20 protein-coding genes are annotated in these 21,738 nt (G+C 70.5%); 15 read left to right on the forward strand and 5 right to left on the reverse strand.

All coding sequences use genetic code 11. The features are described 5' to 3' along the window. Positions 1 to 492: 492 nt before the first annotated feature. Positions 493 to 939: an SAV_6107 family HEPN domain-containing protein gene (locus tag OHA68_RS30215; protein WP_327103298.1), complete on the forward strand. Its 447-nt coding sequence runs from the start codon at positions 493 to 495 to the stop codon at positions 937 to 939. A gap of 607 nt (positions 940 to 1,546) precedes the next feature. Here OHA68_RS30215 and bldD read toward each other — a convergent pair. The 5 genes from bldD to OHA68_RS30240 form a co-directional block, all read right to left on the reverse strand. Further along, positions 1,547 to 2,041, reverse strand: a complete 495-nt coding sequence (gene bldD, locus OHA68_RS30220; RefSeq protein WP_189139907.1) for a transcriptional regulator BldD — start codon at positions 2,039 to 2,041, stop codon at positions 1,547 to 1,549. Between the two features lie 293 nt (positions 2,042 to 2,334). Then, complete coding sequence (locus OHA68_RS30225; protein ID WP_327103299.1) at positions 2,335 to 3,201, reverse strand: universal stress protein; 867 nt, start codon at positions 3,199 to 3,201, stop codon at positions 2,335 to 2,337. Then, a complete protein-coding gene (locus OHA68_RS30230; protein WP_327103300.1) occupies positions 3,198 to 4,622 on the reverse strand; it encodes an amino acid permease in 1,425 nt (474 codons plus the stop codon). The genes OHA68_RS30225 and OHA68_RS30230 overlap by 4 nt, the downstream gene beginning before the upstream one ends. Before the next feature lie 18 nt (positions 4,623 to 4,640). Further along, positions 4,641 to 5,576 (reverse strand): carbamate kinase, encoded by a 936-nt coding sequence (arcC, locus tag OHA68_RS30235; protein ID WP_327103301.1) that lies wholly within the window; start codon positions 5,574 to 5,576, stop codon positions 4,641 to 4,643. Between the two features lie 14 nt (positions 5,577 to 5,590). Further along, the gene (locus OHA68_RS30240; protein WP_327103302.1) at positions 5,591 to 6,835 is read right to left on the reverse strand and encodes an arginine deiminase; all 1,245 of its coding nucleotides are present in this window, start codon (positions 6,833 to 6,835) and stop codon (positions 5,591 to 5,593) included. Positions 6,836 to 6,980: 145 nt separating this feature from the next. Here OHA68_RS30240 and pyrR point away from each other — a divergent pair, with 145 nt between their 5' ends. The 14 genes from pyrR (at position 6,981) to metK (ending at position 21,693) form a co-directional block, all read left to right on the forward strand. Continuing rightward, positions 6,981 to 7,526, forward strand: a complete 546-nt coding sequence (gene pyrR / locus OHA68_RS30245; RefSeq protein ID WP_189139912.1) for a bifunctional pyr operon transcriptional regulator/uracil phosphoribosyltransferase PyrR — start codon at positions 6,981 to 6,983, stop codon at positions 7,524 to 7,526. Further along, a complete protein-coding gene (locus OHA68_RS30250) occupies positions 7,523 to 8,440 on the forward strand; it encodes an aspartate carbamoyltransferase catalytic subunit (protein WP_189139913.1) in 918 nt (305 codons plus the stop codon). Before pyrR ends, OHA68_RS30250 begins: the two co-directional genes overlap by 4 nt. Further along, positions 8,437 to 9,726, forward strand: a complete 1,290-nt coding sequence (locus OHA68_RS30255; protein ID WP_327103303.1) for a dihydroorotase — start codon at positions 8,437 to 8,439, stop codon at positions 9,724 to 9,726. Before OHA68_RS30250 ends, OHA68_RS30255 begins: the two co-directional genes overlap by 4 nt. Continuing rightward, positions 9,723 to 10,829 carry a glutamine-hydrolyzing carbamoyl-phosphate synthase small subunit gene (carA, locus tag OHA68_RS30260; protein WP_327103304.1) on the forward strand — a complete coding sequence of 369 codons (1,107 nt, stop codon included), beginning with the start codon at positions 9,723 to 9,725 and terminating at the stop codon, positions 10,827 to 10,829. Before OHA68_RS30255 ends, carA begins: the two co-directional genes overlap by 4 nt. Next, positions 10,816 to 14,103, forward strand: coding sequence for a carbamoyl-phosphate synthase large subunit (carB, locus tag OHA68_RS30265; protein ID WP_327103305.1), 3,288 nt, complete (start codon positions 10,816 to 10,818; stop codon positions 14,101 to 14,103). Before carA ends, carB begins: the two co-directional genes overlap by 14 nt. Before the next feature lie 22 nt (positions 14,104 to 14,125). After that, positions 14,126 to 14,992 (forward strand): dihydroorotate dehydrogenase electron transfer subunit, encoded by an 867-nt coding sequence (locus tag OHA68_RS30270; protein ID WP_189140295.1) that lies wholly within the window; start codon positions 14,126 to 14,128, stop codon positions 14,990 to 14,992. Between the two features lie 15 nt (positions 14,993 to 15,007). Next, on the forward strand, positions 15,008 to 15,985 hold the full coding sequence (locus tag OHA68_RS30275) for a dihydroorotate dehydrogenase (protein ID WP_327103306.1): 978 nt from the start codon (positions 15,008 to 15,010) through the stop codon (positions 15,983 to 15,985). After that, complete coding sequence (gene pyrF / locus OHA68_RS30280) at positions 15,982 to 16,677, forward strand: orotidine-5'-phosphate decarboxylase (protein ID WP_327103307.1); 696 nt, start codon at positions 15,982 to 15,984, stop codon at positions 16,675 to 16,677. The genes OHA68_RS30275 and pyrF overlap by 4 nt, the downstream gene beginning before the upstream one ends. A gap of 668 nt (positions 16,678 to 17,345) precedes the next feature. Next, complete coding sequence (gene mihF / locus OHA68_RS30285; protein WP_189139919.1) at positions 17,346 to 17,669, forward strand: integration host factor, actinobacterial type; 324 nt, start codon at positions 17,346 to 17,348, stop codon at positions 17,667 to 17,669. A gap of 100 nt (positions 17,670 to 17,769) precedes the next feature. Beyond that, positions 17,770 to 18,381, forward strand: coding sequence for a guanylate kinase (gene gmk / locus OHA68_RS30290; protein WP_189139920.1), 612 nt, complete (start codon positions 17,770 to 17,772; stop codon positions 18,379 to 18,381). A gap of 5 nt (positions 18,382 to 18,386) precedes the next feature. Next, a complete protein-coding gene (gene rpoZ / locus OHA68_RS30295; protein ID WP_189139921.1) occupies positions 18,387 to 18,656 on the forward strand; it encodes a DNA-directed RNA polymerase subunit omega in 270 nt (89 codons plus the stop codon). 8 nt (positions 18,657 to 18,664) lie between these two features. After that, complete coding sequence (gene coaBC / locus OHA68_RS30300; RefSeq protein ID WP_327103308.1) at positions 18,665 to 19,864, forward strand: bifunctional phosphopantothenoylcysteine decarboxylase/phosphopantothenate--cysteine ligase CoaBC; 1,200 nt, start codon at positions 18,665 to 18,667, stop codon at positions 19,862 to 19,864. A 141-nt stretch (positions 19,865 to 20,005) separates the two neighbouring features. Beyond that, positions 20,006 to 20,374 (forward strand): hypothetical protein, encoded by a 369-nt coding sequence (locus OHA68_RS30305; protein ID WP_189139923.1) that lies wholly within the window; start codon positions 20,006 to 20,008, stop codon positions 20,372 to 20,374. Positions 20,375 to 20,505: 131 nt separating this feature from the next. Continuing rightward, positions 20,506 to 21,693, forward strand: a complete 1,188-nt coding sequence (gene metK / locus OHA68_RS30310; protein WP_327103309.1) for a methionine adenosyltransferase — start codon at positions 20,506 to 20,508, stop codon at positions 21,691 to 21,693. The last annotated feature ends 45 nt before the right edge of the window (positions 21,694 to 21,738 follow it).

Raw genomic sequence — 21,738 nt, forward strand, 5'->3', positions numbered from 1 at the left:
ATCGGCTCTGGGGCGGCTCTGGGGTGCGGCCCTGCTCTCGTCTGCTCGATGTTGGTCTCGGGGTGGCCTCGGTGCGCCGGCTTCCTGTACGGACCCGTTTTGCGGTGATTGTTCGCGTACGGGGTGCTAGTGGGTCTGGTACGGCTCCGCAGCGGGTATACACATCATGGTCATCGAACCTGTGTTCGTGGAACCGGTTGACAGCGCGCGTGATCGAAATTATGTTCGACCTAGTGACGTGAGGCTCGCGGCTCACGTCTATGGACCTGGTCGTGGGCCATCGCTTCCCCCAAGCGAGGCCCGCGACCAGGCTCCACGGGCGAAGGGTGCGTCCTCGTCGTCGGCGGAGACGAGTGGGCGTGTCCTGGCCGGACGGGGAGAGGGGAAGCTCCTCGTCCGGCCGGCCCGGCGAAATTGTCGGTGGGGTCTGCGATTCTGACCTCACCGGTGGCAACGTCGGGAGTCGCCAACGACTCGAAGGAGGCGAGCAAGATGGCACCACGGCTCAGAGATACGCCCGGGCCCCGGCTGTCGCCTGCGGTTCGGGCACACTTGACCGATTCTCGTTCCTGCCTGGCTGAGGCGGCTGCGGCTCGCACCCCGGCCTCTCGCTATGTGGCGGCACACCTGGCGGCGCTGCGCGCGGCAGCGGCGGTCCTGGCCGCTCGCCCACGTCCCATGGAAGGCCGCAGGCGCCGCCTGCGCAGCGCGTGGGACCTGCTCCCCGAGGCCGAGCCCCAGCTCGCCGAGTGGGCGGCCTATTTCGCGGTGAGCGCCGGCAAGCGCGCCGCCGCGGAGGCCGGCGTGGTCCGGGGCATCAGCGCCGCGGACGCGGACGAGCTCCTGGCCGAGGCCGACACCTTTGTCTCCACCGTCGAGGACCTCCTCGGCGTCCCCGCCCAGCCACAACTCCCCGCGAACGTGCCCCTGGCGGGCTGACCGCCACCTCCGCCCGCGGCAGACCGACACTCTCCGGCGGACCGGCGCTGAGCGGTCGTCGTGCGAGGACCTGAGTGCGGGGACCTGCGTGCCGGTATCCCTCACGCGGGGGCCTGGCTGGTGTCTCTCAGTGGGGACCTGAGGGCGGGCGTCTCTTGTGCGGGGGCGTGCGGGCCGGTGTCGCTTACACGGGGGCCTGACCGGTGTCTCTCACGCGAGGGCCTGAGGGCGGGCATCTCTCGTGCGGGAGCGTGCGTGCCGGTGTCGCTTACGCGGGGGCCTGGCTGGTGTCTCTCACGCGAGGGCCTGAGGGGCGGGCATCTCTCGTGCGGGGGCGTGCGGGCCGGTGTCTCTCACTGAGTTCTTTGTGCTTGTCGGTGATTCGCCAGGCAAGGCGAAGGTCTCTGTCGTGCGCCCTGAATGCCGGCCCCTTATCCCGATGGCAATGTGTGGAAATTGCGGGGATTTGGGTTGGATATTTGGATTTGGGCGCTTTGGTGGGAGGTGGGTGTGCGAGGTGGGGCGTGAAGGGGCGCGCCTTGGGAGGGCGCGCCCCGACTGCCCGTAAGGGCCCGGCTGCCCGTGAGGGCACGACTGCCGGTACGGGTCAGAACGCTTCGACGGCTCGGCGGGCCTCGGCGTCGAGGACGCCCCAGCTGATGAGCTCCTCGGTCAGCTCGCTGGGCGACTTGTCATAAATCACAGCCAGGGAGCGCAGGTCCTCCTGGCGGATGGACAAGACCTTGCCGTTGTAGTCACCACGCTGGCTCTGGATCGTGGCGGCGTAGCGGGCCAGGGCGCCCGCCTTCTCCTTCGGCAGCGAGGCAAGACGCTCCAGGTCGATGACAAGCTTTGGTGTCGGCCCGAGCGGGCTGGGCGCGGCACCGCCGGGCAGCAGCTCGGAGACGGGCACCCCGTAGAAGTCGGCAAGCTCGGCAAGCTTCTGCACCGTGACCGCGCGGTCGCCGCGCTCGTACGAGCCCACGACGACGGCTTTCCAGCGCCCGCGCGACTTCTCCTCGACTCCGTGCAGGGACAGGCCCTGCTGGGTGCGGATGGCGCGGAGTCGTGCACCCAGCGACTTTGCGTACTCAGACGGCATTTGTGTGGCCCCCCGGCTCTCGTATGTATAGCTCTCAGTAGATTGTGCTCCCTTGCGGCGAATGCCTGAGCCACCGGGGGTCCGGTGCCGGGTTCGGCACCAATCGGTAGCCATGGCCTCAGGTTTGCCCTGGAACGCCGCGCGGTTTTGGTTACGCACAGTGACGGTAAAGGGGTGGACGCCTGAGGTCAAGCTGATTGGAAAAAAGATGTCGAATCCGATCCGACATAGAAAGCCTCAAAGATCCCTGTTGTCCCGCTGGTAACGGTATTTTCAGCGCAGTTCGCGCCGGCTCAGGGAGTACGCGTCAGGATCATGACAGGGCAGGTCGCAGCCCTTACGATCTTGATGCTGGTGTCGCCGAGGAACACGCGCCTGAGCGGCCCCGAGTCGCTGGAGGCGCAGATGATGAGATCCCCCGCGAGCCACTGGCCGTTCGCCAGTGCGGCGGCGACGCTCCTGCCCTCCAGGAGCTCCACCTCGACGTCCGTGCGCCGCCGGTGCCCGCGCGCCGCGGCGTTGAGGTCGGCGGTCGCCTGGTCGCGAAGCCGCGCCAGCATGTCCAGCTCCACCTTGACCGGCTGGGCGCTGCTCAGCAGGAGCGTGACCAGCCGCAGCGGCAGGTCCATGCGGCCGGCGAGCTCGGCCGCCCGCTTGACCGCCGCGTCGGCGCACGGGCCGCGCCGGTAGGCGACGGTGAGGCGGTCGAGCGTCGCGGGCGGATTGTCGGCGTAGCCGCGCGGGGCGAGCACCACGGGCACCGGCGAGGCGTGCAGGAGCTGGTCGGCGGTGCTGCCGACGGCGATGCGGCCGACGCGCGCGCCCGGCGCGGAGCCGATCACGACAGCGTCCGCGCCGCGCTTGCGCGCCAGCTCCACCAGCCCCCGCCCGCTGCCCTTGTGCGTGTGGGTGATGAAGTCGGCGTCCTCGCCCGCCAGCTCGCGCGCCTGCGCGAGCGTGTCGACGGCCTGCTCCTTCAGGTAGGCGGCCCACGCGCTCGCGTCGGCCCTGGCCGGCCCCGGCGCGCCCCACGCGGGCGGCTGCACGGTCGCCACCGTCAGCCGCGCGCCGGCCTGCCTGGCCAGGAGTACGGCCAGCGTCAGCCCGTCGCGGCCCTGGGGCAGCGGGAGGAAACCGGTCAGTACGTTGTCGAACTTCATGAGGGCACCTCGGCGTTCAGCCGTGAGTGGCGGTAGCCGTACAGGAAGTAGCAGATCAGACCCGCGAGCATCCACAGCCCGAACGCCACCCAGGTGACGCCGGCCAGGCCGGCCATGACCAGGAAGCAGAAGATGACCCCGAGCACCGGCGTGGCCGGGAACAGCGGGGTGCGGAAGCTGCGCGGCAGGTCGGGGCGGCGGTAGCGCAGGATGAGGACGCCGGCGTTCACGATCGCGAAGGCGAACAGCGTGCCGATGCTGGTGGCCTCGGCCAGCTGGCCGAGCGGGATCAGGCCGGCCAGCACCGCGATGAACGCGGTGACGATCAGGGTGTTGGCGACCGGCACCTGGCGGCGCGGGTTCACCCGCTGGAAGATGCGCGGGACCAGCCCGTCGCGGGACATGGCGAACAGGATGCGGGTCTGGCCGTACATGACCGTGAGGACCACGCTGGCGATGGCGATCACCGCGCCGAACGACACGATCAGGCCCGCCCAGGTGGAGCCGGTGGCGAGGTCGGCGATGAGCGACAGGCTCGCCTCGGTGTGCTCGGGGTCGAACTCGGTCCACGGCATGGCGCCGACGGCGGCCACCGCGACCAGCACGTAGATGACCGTCACGATGGCCAGCGACAGGACGATGGCCCGGGGCAGGTCGCGTGCGGGGTTCTTGGCCTCCTCACCGGCGGTGGAGGCGGCGTCGAAGCCGATGTAGGAGAAGAACACCTGGGACGCGGCGGCCGTCACGCCCGCGATGCCCATCGGCGCGAACGGGGTGAAGTTCCCGGCGGTGAAGCCGGTGAACGCCACCAGGCAGAAGAACAGCAGCACGGCGATCTTGATGAGCACGAACACGGCGTTGGCCGTGGCGCTCTCCGACGCCCCGCGCAGCAGCAGCCAGGTGGCCAGCAGCACGATCAGGATCGCGGTGAGGTTCACCACCCCGCCGTCCTGACCGGGGGAGCGGGTGATCGCGTCGGGCAGGTGCCAGCCGAACAGGCTCTGCAGGAAGGCGTTGAGATATTCGCCCCAGCCCACCGAGACGGCCGCCACCGAGACGGCGTACTCCAGCATGAGGCACCAGCCGCAGATCCAGGCGACGAGCTCGCCCATGGTCGCGTAGGCGTAGGAGTAGGACGAGCCGGACACCGGGATGGTCCCGGCCAGCTCCGCGTAGGACAGGGCGGAGAACAGCGCCGTGATGGCGGCCAGCACGAACGCCAGCACCACCGCCGGGCCGGCCTTGGGCACGGCCTGGCCGAGGATGACGAAGATGCCGGTGCCGAGCGTGGCGCCGACGCTGAACAGCGTGAGCTGCCACAGCGACATGGTGCGGCGCAGATCGCCGCCCAAGCCGTGGCCGCCCTCGGCGACGATGCGCTCTGTCGGCTTGGTACGCAACAGCTGCCTCGCCAGGGACACCTTGGACCTCCTCGACGCCTAGAGCGTGCTGGTCAGCGGCCATCTGGCGTTCGGTGTCACGATCGTTCCCGCGTCGCCGCCTAGTATGCGTTCGGCCTGGTCGAGCCTGCCGATGGCGGCCATGTCGCCGGTGGTCTCGACGAACCGGCAGACGGCGTCCACCTTCGGGCCCATCGAGCCGGCCGGGAAACTCATGGCGCGCAGTTCGTACGGGGTGGTGTGAGCGATCTCACTCTGCCGCGGCGTGCCGAAGTCCCGCATGACCCGCGGCACGTCGGTGAGGATCAGGAACGCGTCGCAGTCGAGCGCCTCGGCCAGCATGGACGCGGTGAGGTCCTTGTCGATGACCGCCTCCACGCCCGCCAGGCGGCCCTGCTCGTCCCGGACGACCGGGATGCCGCCGCCGCCCGCGCAGATGACCACGACCCCCTCGCGGACCATCCGGCGGATCAGCCGCGTCTCCACCACCCGCTGCGGCGCGGGGGAGGGGACGACGCGCCGCCAGTGGGGCCCGTCGGGCTTGACGGTCCAGCCGTACTCGGCGGCCAGCTTCTCGGCCTTCTCGCGCTCGTACACCTGGCCGACGAACTTGGTCGGGTCGTCGAAGGCCGGGTCCACGGCCGACACCAGGGTCTGCGTGACCATGGCCAGCACCTGCCTGCCCGGCAGCGCGTTCTGCAGCGCCTGGAGCATCCAGTAGCCGATCATGCCCTGGGTCTGCGCGCCGAGCGTGTCGAAGGGGTAGGGGCGGTCCAGGCTCGGGTCCGAGGCGCTCTCCAGGGCCAGCATGCCGACCTGCGGGCCGTTGCCGTGGGTGATGATGAGCTCGTGCTTCCTGGCGAGGTCGGCGAGCGTCTTGACGACGCCGCGCACGTTGCCCATCTGGGTGTGCGCGTCCATGCTCTGGCCCCTGCGCAGCAGCGCGTTGCCGCCGAGCGCGACGATGACCCGCATTCCGTCAGCCTCCGTCAGATGCCGTCGCGGACGAGTGGGCAGCTCATGCAGCGCGGCCCGCCGCGTCCCCTGCCGAGCTCGCTGCCGCGGATGGTGATGACCTCGATGCCGTTGTCGCGCAGGAAGTTGTTGGTCGTGGTGTTGCGCTCGTAGGCGACGACCACGCCGGGCTCGATGGCCAGCCCGTTGCAGCCGTCGTCCCACTGCTCGCGCGCGGCGGCGTAGACGTCCTGGGTGGGGGTGAGCACCGTGATGTCGGGCAGGTCCAGCGCGCGGGCGATGGCTTGGTGCATGTCCTGCGGCGGGTGGTCGGTGACCTTGAGCTCCTTGTCGGTACGGCCCGGCTCGATGGTGTAGGCGGGCAGCATGCCGAGTCCGGCATATTGCGTGAAGACGCCCACGTCCAGCATGGTCATGACGGTGTCGAGGTGCATGAAGGCGCGGGCCTTCGGCATGTTGAGCGCCACGATCCTGGTGGCCGAGCCGGCCCTGAACAGGCTGCGCGCGAACATCTCGACGGTCTGCGGCTGGGTGCGCTCGCTCATCCCGACCAGTACGGCGCCCCGGCCGATGACCAGCACGTCACCGCCCTCCAAGGTGGCGGGCGCCACCGCCTGGCCGGGCATCCAGACGTGGTAGCCGCCCTGCTCCGGCCGGTCGTACCCGGCGGCGAAGGACGGGTGGAAGCGGTAGATCGCCTCCATGTTCACCGTCTCGCGCATCCGCGCCTTCTTCTTCATGGCGTTGACGGACACGCCGTCGTAGACCCAGCAGGAGGTGTCGCGGGTGAACAGGTGGTTGGGCAGCGGCGGCAGGATGAAGTCCTCCTCGCGCATCGTGTGCAGCAGCACCGACTGGGGGGCGCAGCCCAGCGCCGCCAGCTCGCCCTTGGTGATGCCCCCGGTCAGGTAGGTGCTCAGGGTGTCGGCGTCCATCACGTCGAGGGCGTTGCGGATGTCGTCGACGGCGATCGGGCCGAGCCAGCGCTCGTCGATGACGGCGTCCAGGATGTGCTTGCGCGCCTCCGGGATGTCGACGGTCTCCCGCAGCAGGTCCGAGAGCAGGTGGATCTGGACGCCGCGGTCGCGGAGCACCTGCTGGAACTCCTCGTGCTCCTCCATCGCGCGCTGCACCCACAGCACGTCGTCGAAGAGGAAGGCGTCCTTGTTGGCAGGAGTGAGCCGTTTGAGCGCCAGCTCCGGCTTGTGCAGCAGGACCTGGTGGAGCCTGCCCACCTCTGAATCGACATGAAACCTCATCCTTGCTCTATCCCCGTAACCCCGGGCGTCACGCTCCCTCAGGGGGAGACCCTCCGCGTTGTGGCTGGTAGCGCCTGGTACTGTGTGTCCCGACCAACGCCCTTTAAGACCCGTCCCGTGAGGCGGGAAAGGTGGTGCATTCCTCATGTCCGAATCCAGGGCCGTCCTCGAAGGCCCGGACATCCATCGGGCGCTGACCCGGATCGCGCACGAGATCCTCGAGCGGACCAAGGGCGCCGACGAAGTCGTCCTCCTTGGCATCCCCACCCGTGGCGCGCCTCTGGCCCGCCGGCTCGGCGACCGCATCGAGGAGTTCGAAGGGGTCAAGATTCCCGTCGGCTCGATCGACATCACGATGTACCGCGACGACCTGAGGCTGAAGCCGGCCCGCCCGCTCGGCCGTACCGAGCTGCCGGCCGACGGCATCGACGGCAAGATCGTCGTGCTCGTCGACGACGTCCTCTACTCCGGCCGTACGGTCCGCGCCGCCCTCGACGCGCTCAACGATCTCGGCCGTCCCACCGCCGTCCAGCTCGCCACCCTCGTCGACCGCGGCCACCGGGAGCTGCCCATCCGCGCCGACTACGTGGGCAAGAACCTGCCCACCGCCAAGAGCGAGAAGGTCAGGGTCTTCCTGCGGGAGACCGACGGGCGCGACGCCGTGATCCTCATGAAGGGGGGCGCCGAGTGAACCGGCACCTGATCTCCGCGGGTGACCTGTCCAAGGACGACGCCCTGCTCATCCTCGACACCGCCGAGGAGCTGGCCAGAGTCTCGGAACGGTCCATCAAGAAGCTGCCCACGCTGCGCGGCCGCACGGTGGTCAACCTGTTCTTCGAGGACTCCACCCGCACCCGCATCTCCTTCGAGGCCGCCGCCAAGCGGCTGTCGGCCGATGTGATCAACTTCTCCGCCAAGGGCTCCAGCGTCTCCAAGGGCGAGTCGCTCAAGGACACCGCGCTGACCCTGGAGGCGATGGGCGCCGACGCCGTCGTCATCCGGCACGGCTCCTCCGGCGCCCCGCACCGCCTGGCCAACTGGGTGCACGGCAGCGTGGTCAACGCCGGCGACGGCACCCACGAGCACCCCACGCAGGCGCTGCTGGACGCCTTCTCGATGCGCCGCCGGCTGGGCGCGCTCGACGGGCGCAAGGTCACGATCGTCGGCGACGTGCTGCACAGCCGGGTGGCCCGCTCCAACGTGCTGCTGCTGCACACGCTCGGCGCCGAGGTGACCCTCGTCGCGCCGCCCACGCTGCTGCCGGTCTCCGTGCACACCTGGCCGTGCGAGGTCTCCTACGACCTCGACACGGTGCTGGCCAAGTCGGACGTGGTGATGATGCTGCGGGTGCAGAAGGAGCGGATGAACGCCGCCTACTTCCCCAGCGAGCGTGAATACTCCCGCCGCTACGGCCTCGACCGGGCCCGTTTCGCCAAGATGCCCGACGACGCCATCGTGATGCACCCCGGGCCGATGAACCGGGGCATGGAGATCGCGGCCGAGGTGGCCGACTCGTCCCGCTCGACGATCGTCGAGCAGGTCGCCAACGGGGTGACCATCCGCATGGCCGTGCTGTACCTGCTGCTCGGGGGAGAAACCGCGTGATAATCAAAAATGTCCGGATTCTTGGGGGCGAGCCGGCCGACATCCGCATCCAGGACGGGCTCATCGCCGAGATCGGCCCCGCGCTCCAGGATGACGGCGACGTCGTCGACGGAGGCGGCGCCATCGCCCTGCCCGGCCTCGTGGACCTGCACACCCACCTGCGCGAGCCCGGCCGCGAGGACGCCGAGACCGTGCGGACCGGCACCCAGTCGGCCGCCCGCGGCGGCTACACCGCCGTGCACGCCATGGCCAACACCTCGCCCGTGGCCGACACCGCCGGCGTGGTCGAGCAGGTGTGGCGGCTCGGCCGCGAGTTCGCCCACTGCGACGTGCAGCCCGTCGGCGCCGTCACCGTCGGCCTCGACGGCAGGCAGCTCGCCGAGCTCGGCGCGATGGCCGACTCCGCCGCCGGGGTCCGCGTCTTCTCCGACGACGGCAAGTGCGTCTCCGACGCGGTGCTGATGCGCCGCGCCCTGGAGTACGTCAAGGCCTTCGACGGCGTCATCGCCCAGCACGCCCAGGAGCCCAGGCTCACCGAGGGCGCGCAGATGAACGAGGGCGTGATCTCCGGCAGGCTCGGCCTGACCGGCTGGCCGGCCGTCGCCGAAGAGGCGATCATCGCCCGCGACTGCCTGCTGGCCGCGCACGTCGGCTCCCGGCTGCACGTCTGCCACGTCTCCACGGCCGGCTCGGTGGAGATCCTGCGCTGGGCCAAGTCCCACGGCTGGAACATCACCGCCGAGGTGACCCCGCACCACCTGCTGCTCACCGACGACCTCGTCGAGGAGTCGCCGGCCGGTGCCTACAACCCCATCTACAAGGTCAACCCACCGCTGCGCACCCGGGCCGACGTGGCGGCGCTGCGCGCCGCGCTCGCCGACGGCACCATCGACGTCGTCGCCACCGACCACGCCCCCCACCCGGTCGAGGACAAGGAGACCGAGTGGTCGGCCGCGGCCATGGGCATGATCGGCCTGGAGACCGCGCTCAGCGTGGTGCAGGAGGCCATGGTCGAGACCGGGCTGCTCGACTGGGCGGCCGTCGCCGACCGGATGTCGGCCGCGCCCGCGCGGATCGGCCGCCTGTCCGGCCACGGCCGGCCGCTGGAGGCCGGCGCGCCCGCCAACCTCACCCTGTACGACCCGGCGCCCCGCACCGAGGTGGACCCCTCCGCCTTCGCGTCCAAGAGCCGCAACACCCCGTACGCCGGCATGACCTTGCCCGGCCGGGTAGTGGCGACGTTCCTGCGCGGCAAGCCCACCGTTCTTGAAGGGAAGCTGGTGTGACAAACGCGGTGCTCGTCCTGGAGGACGGACGTGTCTTCCACGGAACCCCGTACGGAGCCGAAGGCGAGACCTTCGGCGAGATGGTCTTCAACACCGGCATGACCGGCTACCAGGAGACCCTCACCGACCCCTCCTACCATCGCCAGATCGTCGCGATGACCGCCCCGCATATCGGCAACACCGGCGTGAACGACGAGGACCCCGAGTCCGGCCGCGTCTGGGTCGCCGGATACGTGGTCCGCGAGCCGTCCCGGGTGGTGTCGAACTGGCGGGCCGACCGCTCGCTCGACGACTACCTCAAGGAGCAGGGCGTCGTCGGCATCGCCATCCCCGGCACCCGCGCCCTCACCCGGCACCTGCGCGAGCGCGGCGCCATGCGGGCCGGCATCTTCACCGCCCCGGCCGAGCCGGTGGCGGAGCTCGTCGAGCGCGTACGACAGGCTCCCGGCATGGCGGGCGCCGACCTGGCCGCCGAGGTGGCCACCGCCGAGCCCTACGTCGTCCCCGCGATCGGCGACAGGCGCTACACCGTCGCCGCCGTCGACCTCGGGATCAAGGGCATGACGCCGCACCGGATGGCCGAACGCGGCTGCGAGGTGCACGTGCTGCCCGCCACCGCCACGTTCGAGCAGATCATGGCGGTGCGCCCGGACGGCGTGTTCTTCTCCAACGGCCCCGGCGACCCGGCGACCGCGGACGTTTCCGCGCTGCGCGCCGTGCTGGCGGCCAGGGTGCCGTTCTTCGGCATCTGCTTCGGCAACCAGCTTTTCGGCCGCGCGCTCGGCCTGTCCACCTACAAGCTGCGCTACGGCCACCGCGGCGTCAACCAGCCGGTCCAGGACGTGCGCACCGGCAAGGTGGAGATCTCCGCGCACAACCACGGCTTCGCGGTCGAGGCGCCGCTCGACGGGCCGTTCGACACCCCTTTCGGGCAGGCCGAGGTCAGCCATGTCAACCTCAACGACCGGTGCGTCGAAGGGCTGCGCCTGCTCGACGGGCGCGCCTTCAGCGTTCAGTACCATCCCGAGGCGGCCGCGGGCCCGCACGACGCCGCCTACCTGTTCGACGAGTTCTGTGAGGTCATGACCCGTGCCCAAGCGTGAGGACATCAGGTCCGTGCTGGTGATCGGCTCAGGGCCGATCGTGATCGGGCAGGCGTGCGAGTTCGACTACTCCGGCACCCAGGCCTGCCGCGTGCTGCGCGACGAGGGGTTCCGCGTGATCCTCGTCAACAGCAACCCGGCGACGATCATGACCGACCCCGAGTTCGCCGACGCCACCTACGTCGAGCCCATCACTCCCGAGTTCGTCGAGAAGATCATCGCCAAGGAGCGGCCCGACGCGCTGCTGCCGACGCTCGGCGGCCAGACCGCACTCAACACCGCGGTCGCGCTGCACGAGGCCGGCGTGCTCGAGGCGTACGACGTGGAGCTCATCGGCGCCGACTTCGACGCCATCCAGGCGGGCGAGAACCGCGAGCTGTTCAAGGGCATCGTGGCCAAGGTCGCCCGTGACCACGGCCTGAACGCCGAGTCGGCCCGCTCGGTCGTCTGCCACACCATGGACGACTGCCTGGCCGCCGTCGGCGAGCTGGGCTACCCGCTGGTGGTGCGGCCGTCGTTCACCATGGGCGGCGTCGGGTCCGGGTTCGCCTACGACGAGTCCGACCTGCGGCGCATCGCCGGCGCCGGACTCGACGCCTCGCCGACCACCGAGGTGCTCCTGGAGGAGTCCATCCTCGGCTGGAAGGAGTACGAACTCGAGGTCATGCGCGACCGGCGCGACAACGTGGTCATCGTCTGCTCCATCGAGAACATCGACCCGATGGGCGTGCACACCGGCGACAGCGTCACCGTCGCCCCGGCGCTGACCCTGACCGACCGCGAATACCAGAACATGCGCGACGTCGCCATCGCGGTCATCCGCGAGGTCGGCGTCGACACCGGTGGCTGCAACATCCAGTTCGCGGTGGAGCCGCGCACCGGCCGCATGATCGTCATCGAGATGAACCCGCGGGTGTCCCGTTCGTCGGCGCTGGCCTCGAAGGCCACCGGCTTCCCGATCGCCAAGATCGCCGCCAAGCTGGCCATCGGCTACACCCTCGACGAGATCCCCAACGACATCACCCGCGAGACCCCGGCCTCCTTCGAGCCGACCCTCGACTACATCGTGGTCAAGGTGCCCCGCTTCGCCTTCGAGAAGTTCAAGGGCGCCGACCCCACGCTCACCACGCACATGAAGTCCGTGGGCGAGGCCATGGCCATCGGCCGCTCCTTCGCCGAGGCGCTGCAGAAGGCGCTGCGCTCGCTGGAGAAGAAGGGCTCGTCGTTCACCTGGGCAGGCGAGCTCGCCGGCAAGGCGGAGCTGCTGGCCGCGTGCCGCACTCCCCATGACGGCCGGCTGGTCACCATGCAGCAGGCCATCAGGGCGGGCGCCACCGCCGAGGAGCTCTACGAGGCCACCAGCGTCGACCCGTGGTTCCTCGACCAGCTCTTCCTGCTGCAGGAGGAGGCGCAGGCGCTGGCCGACGCGCCGGAGCTGACCGTCGAGGTGCTGCGGCGGGTCAAGGGGCACGGCTTCAGCGACGTGCAGATCGGCGAGATCCGCGGCATCGACGAGGCCCGGGTGCGCGACCTGCGGCACGCCCTCGGCCTGCGGCCCGTCTACAACACCGTGGACACCTGCGCCGCCGAGTTCGCCGCCAAGACCCCCTACCTCTACTCGGCCTACGACGAGGAGAGCGAGGTCCCGTACGGCACCCGGCGGAAGGTCATCATCCTCGGCTCCGGGCCCAACCGCATCGGGCAGGGCATCGAGTTCGACTACGCGTGCGTGCACGCCTCCTTCGAGCTGTCCAGGGCCGGCTACGAGACCGTCATGGTCAACTGCAACCCGGAGACCGTCTCGACCGACTACGACACCTCCGACCGGCTCTACTTCGAGCCGCTCACCCTGGAGGACGTCCTGGAGGTCGTGCACGCCGAGCAGGAGACCGGCCCGGTGGCGGGCGTCATCGTGCAGCTCGGCGGCCAGACGCCGCTCGGCCTCGCGCAGGCGCTGAAGGACGCCGGGGTGCCCGTCGTCGGCACCTCGCCCGAGTCCATCCACCTGGCGGAGGAGCGCGGCGCGTTCGGCCAGGTGCTGGCCGAGGCCGGCCTGCCCGCGCCCAAGCACGGCACCGCCACCACGGTCGCCGAGGCGCTGACCGTGGCCGAGGACGTCGGCTACCCGGTGCTCGTCCGCCCCTCCTACGTGCTGGGCGGGGCCGGCATGGCCATCGTCTACGACGAGGAGACCCTCACCACCTACATGGCGGCCGAGGAGGGCGGCCATCCGGTGCTCATCGACAAGTTCCTCGACGAGGCCGTCGAGATCGACGTGGACGCCCTCTACGACGGCACCGAGCTCTACCTCGGCGGCGTCATGGAGCACATCGAGGAGGCCGGCATCCACTCCGGCGACTCGGCGTGCACGCTGCCGCCCATCACGCTCGGCAGCCTGGACATCAAGCGCATCCGCGCCGCCACCGAGGCCATCGCCGACGGGGTCGGCGTGCGCGGCCTGCTGAACGTCCAGTACGCGATGTCGGCCGGCGTCCTCTACGTCCTGGAGGCCAACCCCCGGGCGAGCCGTACGGTGCCGTTCGTGTCCAAGGCGACCGCGGTGCCGCTGGCGAAGGCGGCGGCCCGGGTGATGCTCGGTGCGAGCCTCGCCGAGCTGCGCGCCGAGGGCATGCTGCCCGCCACCGGCGACGGCGGCACGCTGCCGATGGAGGCCTCGATCGCGGTCAAGGAGGCGGTGCTGCCGTTCAACCGCTTCCGCGGCGTCGACATCGTGCTGGGCCCCGAGATGCGCTCGACCGGCGAGGTCATGGGCATCGACGAGTCCTTCGGCATCGCCTTCGCCAAGTCGCAGGCCGCCGCCTACGGTGAACTTCCCACCAAGGGACGCGCGTTCGTATCCGTGGCCAACCGGGACAAGCGTGCGATGATCTTCCCGGTGAAGGCGCTCGCCGATCTCGGATTCGAGATCCTCGCCACCGAGGGCACGGCAGAGGTGCTGCGCCGCAACGGCGTCCGTGCCAAGATCGTGCGAAAGCAGAGTGAGGGGACAGGTCCCGGAGGTGAGCCCACGAGTGTGCAGTGCATTCTCAACGGCGAGATCGACCTGATCGTCAACACGCCGTTCGGCAGCCCCGGCCAGTCGGGGCCGCGGCTCGACGGCTACGACATCCGCACCGCCGCGGTCCTGCGCGGCATCCCGTGCATCACCACCGTCGCGGGGCTCGCCGCCGCCGCGGCGGGCATCCAGGCGATCGTACGGGGCGATGTCGGCGTACGGTCCCTCCAGGAGCACGCGCAGGCACTACGGGGCTAGCTCCCCCAGGAGGTGAAGCAGACTGGCCGGCACTCCGGTGCAGGTGACGGGCACGGTGCTGACGACGCGCCGGGTCGACGCGTACCATGCGCTGACCGTGGTGGCGCCCGGCATCACCGAGCGCTACCGTCCCGGCCACTTCGTCTCCGTCGCGGTCGGGGGCGCGCGGACGTCCATGGTGACCAGGCGCGCCCTGTCGATCCACGACGTCAAGTCGGACTACGGCGGCACGGTGGAACTCGTCTTCACCGTGCGCGGCTCCGGCACCGCCTGGCTCGCCGAGCGCCGTGCCCGCGACACGCTCGACCTGGTCGGGCCGCTCGGCCGGCCGTTCCCGCTGCCGCGCGACCCGGTCCACTGCGTGCTCGTCGGCTCCGAGTACGGCTCCGCGGTGCTGTTCCCGCTGGCCGACGCGCTGCTGGAGCGCGGCTGCCGGGTCGACTTCGTGCTCGGCGGGGCCAGCGCCGACCGGGTGTTCGGCGCGATGCGGGCCCGCCGCATGGCCGAGACCACCACTCTCACCACCGAGGACGGCTCGCTCGGCGTCCGGGGGAAGGTCACCGACGCGCTGCCGTCGGTGATCGCCGACACCCGCGCCGACGCCGTCTACGCCTGCGGCCCGATGGAGGCGCTGCGCTCGGTCACGGCGGTGGCGATGGAGTTCGACATCCCGGTGCAGGTGGCGGTGGAGGAGTCGATGGCCTGCGGCATCGGGGTCTGCATGACCTGTGTGCTGCCGATCATCGGGGACGACGGCGCGACCCGGATGGTCAGGGCGTGCGCCGAGGGGCCGGTGTTCCGGGGGGAGCGCGTGCGCTTCGAGGACGTGGGAACGATCCCGTTCGACGCCCTCGGCGCGCCGGGAGGCGGTGCCCGCCATGCCAGTTGAGCGGTGGTGAGGGCCATGTCGGTTGATATGCGTACATTCCTGGCGCATGTGGAGCTGGCCAACCCCGTCGCCACGGCCGCCGGATGCGCCGCCTCGGGGCGTGAGCTGGCCCAGTTCTTCGACCTGCACCGTCTGGGCGCGCTGACCACCCGGTCCATCACCATGGCGCCGCGCGCCGGACGGCCCACGCCCCGCATGGCCGAGACGCCCTCCGGCCTGCTCAACGCCGTCGGCCTGCAAGGGCCCGGCATCGACGCCTTCCTGGAACGCGAGCTGCCCTGGCTCGCCCAGCGGGGCATCAAGACCATCGTGTCCATCGGCGGCGGCACCGTCGCCGAATACTCGGAGCTGGCCCGCCGGCTCGCCGACGCGCCCGGCGTCACCGCCCTTGAGGTGAACCTGTCCTGCCCCAACATGGAGGACCGGGGCCGGGTCTTCGCCCGCGAGGGCAGCACCGGCGCCGAGGTGATCGCCTCCGTACGCTCCATCATGCGCTACGACGTGCCCGTCGTCGCCAAGCTCGCCCCCGACGTGGCCGACATCGTCTCCGTCGCCCGAGCCTGCGTCGACGCCGGGGCCGACGCGCTGTCCATGATCAACAATCCGCTGGGCATGGCCATCGACACCGAGGCCCTGCGGCCCTCGCTCGCCGCCGTGACCGGCGGGCTGTCCGGGCCCGCCATCCTGCCGCTCGCCGTCCGCTGCGTGTGGCAGGTGCACGCCGCGCTGCCCGGCGTGCCGCTCATCGGCATCGGCGGCGTGATGAGCGGCAGGGACGCCTTCCAGCTCATCCTGGCGGGCGCCTGCGCCGTCGGCGTCGGCACCGCGCTGTTCCACGACCCGTACGCGTGCCTGCGCATCGAGCGAGAGCTCGAAGACCTGTTGCAGGCCCGCGGCTTCCACCGCCTCGCCGACGCCGTCGGCCTGGCCCACCGCCCGCCGGGCAGCGCCCCTCGGCACCTGCTCGTCGACACCGAGGAGAGCACCCCGTGACGCCCGCACCCATCGCCGTCGCCCTCGACGCCCCCGACCTGGAGACCGCCGCCAGGTGGGCCGGGCTGGTGACACCGCACGTCAGCACGGTGAAGGTGGGCCTGGAGCTCTACCTGCGCTACGGGCCGGACGTGATCGCCTCCGTCCGCGGCGCCAGCGGTGTCCAGGTCTTCCTCGACCTCAAGCTGCACGACATCCCCAACACCGTCTCCGGCGCCGCCAAGGCCGTCGCACGCCTGCGGCCCGCCATCCTCACCGTGCACGCCACCGGCGGCCCGGCGATGATCAGGGCGGCCGTGGAGGCCGCGCCGCACACCCAGATCGCCGCCGTCACCGTGCTGACGTCCCTGGCCGAGGAGGACCTCGGGCGCATCGGCCTGGCCGGGCCCGCCGGCGAGGCGGTCCGCCGCCTGGCCGCCATGTCCGTCGAGGCCGGCGCCACCGCCCTGGTCTGCTCCCCGCACGAGGTGTCCGCCGTACGGGCCGAGGTGGGGACGGGCATCACGCTCATCACCCCGGGCGTACGGCCCATCGGCGCCGACAGCCAGGACCAGGCGCGGGTGGCCACCCCGGAGCAGGCGCTGGCCGACGGGGCCGACCTGCTGGTGATCGGACGGCCCATCACGGGCTCCCCGGACCCGGGCGCCGCCGCGGCCGCCATCGCGGCCTCACTGCGCCGCAACCAGCCCTGACAGCTCCTGGGCCGCTCGGCGGTGGTTCTCGGCCGCGCGGGTGATGTGTCGTACGGGCCATCGAGGTCTTGACCCGTGAGGTCGCAAACGTGATCTCACGGCGGTGGTTCGGTTTCTACGGCGCTTCGGTTTTACGGTGGTTCGGTTTCTACGGTGGTTCGCGGACGTGCGGCGGTTCGTGGGGCCGGCGCCGTCGTGCCGTCGGGGTGTTCGCCTGAAAAGTCTTGGGTCGGGTGGGGTTCGTCGGCGGGTGCTTGCGGGGGTGCTGGGTCCGTTCGCGGGGAGGTGCCTCCGGAGGGGGCGGATCCGTTCGCGGAGGGGTGGTGCTGGGGCGTGCTCGATTCGCCCATTTAGGGGTTTATCGGGACGTGTCGAACCCGGTCGCAGTGGCGGCGTGACGGGTTACGGACACAGGTCAGCCCTGCTTTCGGACATGCGGCGCGTGCCCTCACATGATCATCGTAGCGCCCTCCGGCGGTGCGCCGCGCACACCCGAGAAGCGGGAAGTGAGGGCGATTTGATCAGCTGAAAGTGATTTTACAGTCACGGAGAGCGATGAAGTGGACTTTGTGGTGAGAGAAACTGCTCTTGACGTTGCTTAGGTGCCGATGACCAGCTAGTTTCCCTTCCCGTCCGAGTACATCGACAGAAATTCGAGGTGACCCGGCGTGGCTCTTCCTCCTTTGACCCCTGAGCAGCGCGCCGCAGCCCTGGAGAAGGCTGCCAAGGCCCGTAAAGAGCGTGCCGAGGTCAAGAACCGGCTCAAGCATGGCGCGGTTTCTCTGGCTGAGGTGCTCAAGGATGGGCAGACCGACGACGTCATCGGCAAGATGAAGGTGTCGGCTCTGTTGGAATCGCTCCCTGGCGTGGGCAAGGTTCGCGCCAAGCAACTCATGGAGCGCCTTGCCATCGCCGAGTCCCGCCGCGTGCGGGGTCTCGGCACGAACCAGAGGGCCTCCCTCGAGCGTGAGTTCGGTGGCAACGAGAGCTAATCTCGGTTCCACAGGAAAACGCGGGTTCAACGGGGGGTAGGAAGTGACCGACAGGTCCCGGTCCGGCAGTGTCAGGGCCCATGAGGCAGTCGGAGTGGGCATGCGAGTCGGCGGCTTCCTCCCCTCGAGTGACAGGCGGCTGACGGTCCTCTCAGGGCCGTCAGGCGTCGGCAAGTCCACGGTCGTCGCCGAGCTCCGGCGGGCACACCCCGCGGTGTGGCTGTCGGTCTCGGTGACCACCAGAAGGCCCCGGCCCGGTGAGGTGCACGGGGTGCACTACTTCTTCGTCGACGGCGAGGGGTTCGACCGGCTCGTGGAGCGGGGCGAGCTGCTCGAGTGGGCCGAGTTCGCGGGCAACCGCTACGGCACACCCCGGCAGGCCGTGCTCGACAAACTCGCGGCCGGCGTGCCGACCCTGCTGGAGATCGATCTCGAGGGCGCCAGGCAGGTCCGGCGCAGCATGCCGGAGGCGCTGCTGGTGTTCCTGGCTCCGCCCAGCTGGGAAGAGCTGGAGAAACGGCTGCGCGGCCGGGGGACCGAGCCGGAGGACGTCATCGCCAGGCGGCTGGCGGCCGGGCGGGTCGAGATGGCGGCCGAGCATGAGTTCGACCTCACGCTGGTGAACACGGATGTCAAAGACGTGTGCCGCCGGCTGATAGCCTTGATGACTGACCCTCAGGGGGTCACGACATCCACCAACCGAGAGGTCTGACAATCGTGGCAGGAATCGCCCCGGCCGCTGAGGGGATCACCAACCCGCCGATCGACGCGCTGCTCGACATCGTCGACAGCAAATACTCCTTGGTGATCATGGGCGCCAAGCGGGCCCGCCAGATCAACGCCTACTACTCCCAGCTCGGCGAGGGCCTGCTGGAATATGTCGGGCCGCTGGTCGAGACGCACGCCCAGGAGAAGCCCCTGTCCATCGCGCTGCGCGAGGTCGCCGAGGGCCTGCTCAACGCCGAGCCCATCGAAGGCGCGGTCTGACCTCGTCGATGAAGGTCGTCCTGGGTGTCAGCGGCGGTATCGCCGCCTACAAGGCGTGTGAGCTGCTGCGCCTGTTCACCGAGTCGGGCCACCAGGTGCGGGTCGTGCCGACCCGTGAGGCCCTGCGTTTCGTGGGCGAGCCCACCTGGGCCGCCCTGTCGGGCAACCCGGTGGCGACCGATGTGTGGGACGACGTGCACGAGGTCCCGCACGTGCGGATCGGCCAGACGGCCGACCTCGTCGTGGTGGCTCCGGCCACGGCCGACCTGCTGGCCAAGGCGGCCCACGGGCTCGCCGGAGACCTGCTCACCAACACGCTGCTGACCGCTCGCTGCCCGGTGGTGTTCGCGCCCGCGATGCACACCGAGATGTGGCAGCACCCCGCCACCCGCGCCAATGTCGCGACGCTGCGCGAGCGCGGCTCCCTGGTGATCGACCCGGCCGTCGGCCGGCTCACCGGGGCCGACACGGGACCGGGGCGGCTGCCCGACCCCACCGAGATCTTCCGAGTCTGCCTGCGCGTGCTGCGCGGCCGGTCCCTCGACCTGGCCGGCCAGAAGGTCGTCGTCTCCGCCGGCGGCACCCGCGAGGCCCTCGACCCGGTCCGCTTCATCGGCAACCGCTCCTCCGGCCTGCAGGGCTACGCGCTGGCCCGCACGGCCGCCGCCCGTGGCGCCGAGGTGACGCTGATCGCCGCCAACGTCGCACTGCCCGATCCCGCGGGCGCCACCGTGGTCCGCGTCGAATCCACGGCCGAGCTGCGGGAGGCGGTGCTCGCCGCCTCCGGCCACGCCGACGTGGTGGTCATGGCCGCCGCCGTGGCCGACTTCCGGCCCGCCGCCCGGCACGATGCGAAGATCAAGAAGACGGACGGCGAGCCCGAGCCCATCCACCTGACGAAGAACCCCGACATCCTGGCGGAGCTGGGGGAGCGGCGCAGGGCCGCCGTGCCGGGCACGTCCCCGAAGGTGATCGTCGGATTCGCGGCCGAGACCCACGACGTGCTCGCCAACGGCCAGGCCAAGCTCGCCCGCAAGGGATGCGACCTGCTCGTGGTCAACGAGGTCGGCGAGCACCTCGCCTTCGGCACCCCGGACAACGCCGCCACCGTGCTCGTCGCGGGCGGCGAGCCGATCGAGGTGCCCCGGGGGCCCAAGGAGGACGTGGCCGACGCCGTCTGGGACGCGGTCGCCGCCCGCCTGAGCTGAGGCGCCCGCCCGGCCGTACACCGCGATGTATGCCCGGATTGTTGGTGGGTGTACAGGAGCGTAACCAGGGAGTCGGATTACCGGATCAGCTGTTGCGGCATATCCCTACGCCTACGGATACTTGGGGCAAAGGGGTGCGGGATGCCAGTGAGCGCTGCTGTCCGGGACCGGTGCAGGACGGTGCTCGGCCATCAGGGAGCGATCCGCTATGTCTTCCCCGTGCTGTCCATCGGGCCGCCGGGGGCCGCCAACTTTCTGATCGTGGTCACGGACACGGCCGTCTCGGTGCTCGCCACCAGAATGCTCAGGAGCGACCGGCCGGTGTCGGTGCACGCGAGCTTCCCGCGGCAGACCAGGCTCGGGCCCATCATGCAGGCCCCCGGGCCGGTCATCGAGCTGGGGAGCATGGTGTTCGAGTTCGACGACGAGTACGCCGCCGTGGTGGCCGCCGCCGACGCGGAGGTGTTCGCGCCGGAGACGCTGCCTCTCGATCCGCTGCCTCACCTGTGACGCGTGTCGAATCGCGGCCGGTTTCGCGCCGTGGCACCTGGTAGGGCTAGACTTCGGCGAGGCTCTGGCGTGCCTTCTGTTCGCCGTGAGCCCTAAATCCGTCAGCAGCCGCTGCATGAGGAGCCACTGAGTTGTCACGTCGCCTGTTCACCTCCGAGTCGGTCACAGAGGGCCACCCGGACAAGATCGCCGACCAGATCAGTGACGCGATTCTCGACGCCATGCTCAAGGACGACCCCACGAGCCGGGTCGCCGTCGAGACGATGATCACTACCGGCCAGGTCCATGTCGCAGGCGAGGTCACGACCGAGACCTACGTCGACCTCCCCGGCGTTATCCGGGAGAAGATCCTGGAGATCGGTTACGACGCCTCCCACAAGGGCTTCGACGGCGCCTCGTGCGGCGTGTCGGTGTCCATCGGGGCGCAGTCGCCCGACATCGCCCAGGGTGTCGACGACGCTTACGAGCACCGGGTCGGCGGCGACGTCGACGAGCTCGACCGCCAGGGCGCCGGCGACCAGGGCCTGATGTTCGGCTACGCGTGCCGCGAGACGCCCGAGCTGATGCCGCTGCCGATCATGCTCGCGCACCGGCTGGCCCAGCGCCTGTCCGAGGTGCGCAAGTCCGGCACGGTCCCCTACCTGCGGCCCGACGGCAAGACCCAGGTCACCATCGAGTACGACGGTGACCGCCCGGTCCGCCTCGACACCGTGGTCGTCTCCACGCAGCACGCGGCGGAGATCGACCTCAAGGAGATGCTGACGCCCGACATCAAGGAGCACGTGGTCGACCCCGTGCTCGCGGGCCTCGACATCGAGACCGAGGGCTACCGCCTGCTGGTCAACCCGACCGGTCGCTTCGAGATCGGCGGCCCGATGGGCGACGCCGGCCTCACCGGCCGCAAGATCATCATCGACACCTACGGCGGCATGGCCCGCCACGGTGGCGGCGCCTTCTCCGGCAAGGACCCGTCCAAGGTCGACCGCTCGGCGGCCTACGCCATGCGCTGGGTGGCCAAGAACGTCGTGGCGGCCGGTCTCGCCGACCGCTGCGAGGTCCAGGTCGCCTACGCCATCGGCAAGGCGCAGCCGGTCGGGCTGTTCGTCGAGTGCTTCAGCACCGAGAAGGTGACGGTGGAGAAGATCCAGGCCGCCGTCCTCCAGGTCTTCGACCTGCGCCCGGCCGCGATCATCCGCGACCTTGACCTGCTGCGGCCCATCTACTCCGAGACGGCCGCCTACGGCCACTTCGGCCGCGAGGGCTTCTCCTGGGAGTCCACGGACCGCGCCGAGGCCCTGAGGTCCGCCGCCGGTCTGTGACATGAGTTGACAGATGCCGCATCTCCGCCCGGGGGATGCGGCATC

This window comes from Nonomuraea glycinis (assembly GCF_035920485.1).
Taxonomy (GTDB): domain Bacteria; phylum Actinomycetota; class Actinomycetes; order Streptosporangiales; family Streptosporangiaceae; genus Nonomuraea; species Nonomuraea glycinis.